The sequence below is a fragment of the Sphaerotilus sp. genome (genome assembly GCF_031429695.1).
Taxonomy (GTDB): Bacteria; Pseudomonadota; Gammaproteobacteria; order Burkholderiales; family Burkholderiaceae_C; genus Sphaerotilus.
Map to the genome: position 1 here is coordinate 1 of NZ_JANPAB010000033.1, position 4,235 is coordinate 4,235.

Consider the following 4,235-nt stretch of genomic DNA (forward strand, 5'->3'; position numbering starts at 1 on the left):
GAGCCTATCCGGGATTTTGTGTGCGAGGCATAGCATGAGAAGAAGGAGCATGTATGCCAAGCAGGAAGACGACGAAGGCGGCGCTGGCCGCAGTGGCGGCGATGCCGGCGATACCGAAGGAGCTGATTGATCAGTTCGTGACGGGGCCGATGAGTCCGCAGGCGGTGGAAGCGGCGTCACTGGCGTTCAAGAAGGCGCTGATCGAGCGGGCGCTGGGGGCGGAGCTGTCACACCACCTGGGCTACCGGGTGGGCGCGGACAAGCCCGAGGACCGCAGCAACCACCGCAACGGGGCGAGCGCGAAGACGGTGCTGACGCAGGACGGGCCGGTGAGGATCGAGGTGCCCAGGGACCGAGAGGGCAGCTTCGAGCCGCTGCTGATCGCCAAGCACGAGCGGCACTTCACGGGGTTCGACGACAAGATCGTGGCGCTGTACGCACGAGGGCTGACGGTGCGCGAGATTCAGGCGTTCCTGCGGGAGCAGTACGGCACGGAGGTGGGGCCGGACTTCATCAGCGGGGTGACGAATGAGGTGATGGCGGAGGTGGGGGCGTGGCAGACCCGACCGCTGGAGCCGATGTACCCGGTGGTGTTCTTCGACGCGCTGAGGGTGAAGATCCGGGAAGATGCGGTGGTGCGCAACAAGGCGGTGTACCTGGCCCTGGGCATCCTGCCGGACGGCACACGCGACATCCTGGGGCTGTGGATCGAGAACACCGAGGGCGCGAAGTTCTGGATGAAGGTGTTCAACGACCTGAAGACCCGTGGGGTGGGCGACATCCTGATCGCCATCACCGACGGTCTGAAGGGCATGGCCGAAGCCCTGGAGGTGGTGTTCCCGGCCACCACGCTGCAGACGTGCATCGTGCATCTGATCCGCAACAGCCTGGCGTTCGCCAACTGGAAGGACCGCAAGGGGCTGGCTGGCGCCCTCAAGGCGGTCTACACCGCCGCCAGCGCCGAGGCCGCACTGGCCGAACTCGACGCCTTCGAGCAGGGTCCGTGGGGCCAGAAGTTCCCCACCGTGGTGGCCGCTTGGCGCCGGGCCTGGGACAAGGTCATCCCCTTCTTCGCCTACCCGCCCGCCGTGCGCAAGGTGGTCTACACCACCAACGCCATCGAGAGCATCAACGCCCGGCTGCGCAAGATCATCAAGACCCGCGGGCACTTCCCCAGCGATGACGCCGCCAGCAAGCTCATCTGGCTGGCCCTGCGCAACATCACCGCCGACTGGGGCAACGCTGCCCAGGATTGGAAGTCCGCCATGAACCAGTTCGCGATACTCTACGGCGAGCGGTTCACCCACGCCGCCCTCGGTGGCTTTCGATAACCCGGCCATCCGGCCGTTTCAACCAACCGCCTCACACACAGAAATCCGGACACTCTCGTGGGGTGCGGCGCTGCAATCCCACCGTGCCCGGTCGACACCGACAGCGCAGGCGGCATTGCGTGGGATCATGTCGGCATGACCTTGCTCAAACGCCTCTTTCTGGGCCTGCTGGCTGTTCTGGTGCTGCTGGCATCCGTGCTGGTGGTGAACATGCTGCGACAGGGGTCGCGCCAGGCCGGTGTGGCGCCGCTCACGCCCCTCGTGCTCGATGCAGGGCCCATCGCGGAGTCGGTCGCGGTCGCCGTGCGCGCCAGAACGGTCAGCGGTCTGCAAGACCCGGAGGGCACGGTCGCCGCCTTCTCCACCCTGCACCAGCACCTGAAGGTCCGTTATCCGCGCGTCCACGCGGCGCTGGAGCGCGAGGTCGTGGGTGGCCGAAGCCTGCTCTACACCTGGCGCGGCAGTGACGCCAGTGCCCGCCCGATGGCGCTGCTGGCCCACCAGGACGTGGTGCCCCTTGCGCCCGGCACCGAGGCATTGTGGAAGCACCCACCGTTTTCCGGGCGGGTGCAGGACGGGATGGTCTGGGGCCGCGGCACGCTCGATGACAAGAGCAACCTGATCACCCAGCTGGAAGCCGTCGAGCGGCTGCTGGCCGACGGTTTCAAGCCAAAGCGCACCGTCTACCTGGTGTTCGGGCATGACGAGGAGATGGGCGGACGCGACGGTGCGCTGCAGATCGTGGCCTTGCTGAAGCAGCGCCAGGTCCGGCTGGAGTTCGTTCTGGACGAAGGGCTGGCCGTCACCGAGGGTGTTCTGGCGGGGGTGAAGGCGCCGCTGGCGCTGATTGGATTGGCCGAGAAGGGCGGCGTTTCGCTGCGACTGACGGCCAAGGTGGCGCCCGGCCATTCCTCGATGCCGCCCCCGGCGCCCGAGGCCAGCGCCATCGGCATGCTCAGTGCCGCGCTGACCCGGCTCGACCACACGCCGGTGCCCGGTGGCATCCGCGGCGTGGCGGCCGACATGTTCGCCACCATTGCGCCCGAGCTGCCCCTGGCACAGCGGTTGCCGATGGCCAATCTGTGGCTGTTCCGGCCAGTCGTGGAGCAGCTGCTTGCCAAGGGCTCCGCCACCAACGCCATGCTGCGCACCACCACGGCGCTCACCATCGTCAACGCCGGCAACAAGGCCAACGTGCTGCCGGGCGAGGCCAGCGCGGTGGTCAACTTCCGGCTGCTGCCCGGCGACAGCACGGCGTCCGTGACCGAGCATGTCCGGCGCGTGGTCGCTGACGCGCGCATCGAGATCCAGGTGCTCGACACGCCGGCCGAGCCGTCCCGCGTGTCCGCCTCCACCGCGCCGGCTTACCGGCTGGTCGAGCGCACGGTGCGCGAAATATTCCCTGACGCGATGGTCGCGCCCGGTCTGGTGCTGGCCGGCACGGATTCGCGCCACTTCGAGGACATCGCCGACAACGTCTACCGCTTCATGCCGATCCGCTTCAAGGCGGAAGACCTGCCGCGGGTGCATGGCACGGACGAGCGCATCGCCGTTGCGCAACTGGCCGACATGGTTCGCTTCTACCACCGGCTCCTCTCGCAGGCCGCCACGCCGTGACGGCCGCTGCCGCGTTCCCGGGGTTTGCTTCGCCTGCGGTCGGCTTCGACCAGCCGTTCGAGATGCTGCAGGCTTGCCACGAACGGGTCGAGCGCAGCCTCGCGCTGCTGGATCGGCTGGTGGCCCACGTGCGCGACCACGGCCACGGCGACACCTCGCGCAGCGCCGCCCGTGACGTGCTGCGTTACTTCGATCTCGCCGCACCGCACCACCACCAGGACGAGGAATTGCATGTCCTGCCAAGGCTGCTGGCCAGCAACGACGCGGACCTGCGCGCGCTGGCGGAGCAGCTTGTCGCCGAACATCGGCGGATGGAGGTGCTCTGGGCTGCGCTGCGCGGGCCGTTGCAGCAGTGGACGGACGATCGGCCAGTGTCGACCGTGTTTCCGCTGCTCGACGCGCTGGCCGAGTTCAAGTCGCTCTACGCCGGCCACATCGCCCGCGAAGAGGACCACGCCTACCCGCAGGCCCGGGCTGCGCTGGATGGCGCCGCGCTGGCCGGCATGGGTGCCGAGATGAGCGCCCGACGCCGCGGCATGGTGTCGCGATGAACACCCTCCTGAACGCGGTCGTGCTGACCGCTGCGCTGCTTGCCCCGATCCTGACCCTGGCCGCGGCTCCGGATCTGCCCACCGCCCGCCCCGTTCCAGGTGGTGTCGTGACGATTTCGCTCGGTCCGTCCAACCAGCCGCCGACCGTGCGCCACGCGGGGGTGCCGGTGCTGGTGGTGGGTGATCCGATCGAGTGGACGGCGGTGCTCGGCCTGCCGCTGGGCGCCAAGGCGGGGGCGGACGAAGTCACCGTGCAGCGCGAGGGCGCCCCTCTGAAGCGCCAGTCCTTCACTGTCGACCCGATGCGCTACGCCGAGCAGCGCCTGAGCGTCGCGCCCAAGCACGTCGAACTCACCGCCGCCAACCTCGCCCGCCACGAGCGCGAGCGCACGCACCAGGCCGAGGTCATCGCCACGTTCAGCGAGCCGCTGCCCGCCACGCTGCGCCTGCGCCAGCCGGTGCCCGGTCCGCGCTCCAGCTCCTTCGGCCTGCGCCGGGTCTTCAACGGCCAGCCTCGTGCGCCGCACAGCGGCATGGACATCGCTGCGGCCAGCGGCACACCGGTGGCCGCGCCGTTGGCGGGCCGGGTGATCGATACCGGTGACTATTTCTTCAATGGCAATACCGTGTGGATCGACCACGGCGCCGGCCTGTTGTCGATGGTCTGCCACCTCAGCGAGATCAGCGTGCAGGTGGGCGATGCGCTGGCCGCTGGTGACATGGTGGGCACGGTGGG

4 protein-coding genes are annotated in these 4,235 nt (G+C 68.8%); all 4 read left to right on the plus strand.

Annotated elements, in window-relative coordinates:
* The first annotated feature begins 53 nt into the window (after positions 1–53).
* A complete protein-coding gene (locus RMP06_RS06285; RefSeq protein ID WP_310460924.1) occupies positions 54–1,331 on the plus strand; it encodes an IS256 family transposase in 1,278 nt (425 codons plus the stop codon).
* 135 nt (positions 1,332–1,466) lie between these two features.
* Complete coding sequence (locus RMP06_RS06290; protein ID WP_310460925.1) at positions 1,467–2,948, plus strand: M20 family peptidase; 1,482 nt, start codon at positions 1,467–1,469, stop codon at positions 2,946–2,948.
* Positions 2,945–3,499, plus strand: a complete 555-nt coding sequence (locus RMP06_RS06295; RefSeq protein WP_310460926.1) for a hemerythrin domain-containing protein — start codon at positions 2,945–2,947, stop codon at positions 3,497–3,499. The genes RMP06_RS06290 and RMP06_RS06295 overlap by 4 nt, the downstream gene beginning before the upstream one ends.
* Positions 3,496–4,235, plus strand: a 740-nt coding sequence (locus RMP06_RS06300) for a peptidoglycan DD-metalloendopeptidase family protein (RefSeq protein ID WP_310460927.1), incomplete at its 3' end; no start/stop codon positions are given. The genes RMP06_RS06295 and RMP06_RS06300, both read left to right, overlap by 4 nt.

Excerpts from the sequence above, each read along its gene's own strand:
- RMP06_RS06285 (WP_310460924.1), top strand. The coding sequence starts at position 54 with ATGCCAAGCAGGAAGACGACGAAGGCGGCGCTGGCCGCAGTGGCGGCG.
- RMP06_RS06290 (WP_310460925.1), top strand. The coding sequence starts at position 1,467 with ATGACCTTGCTCAAACGCCTCTTTCTGGGCCTGCTGGCTGTTCTGGTG.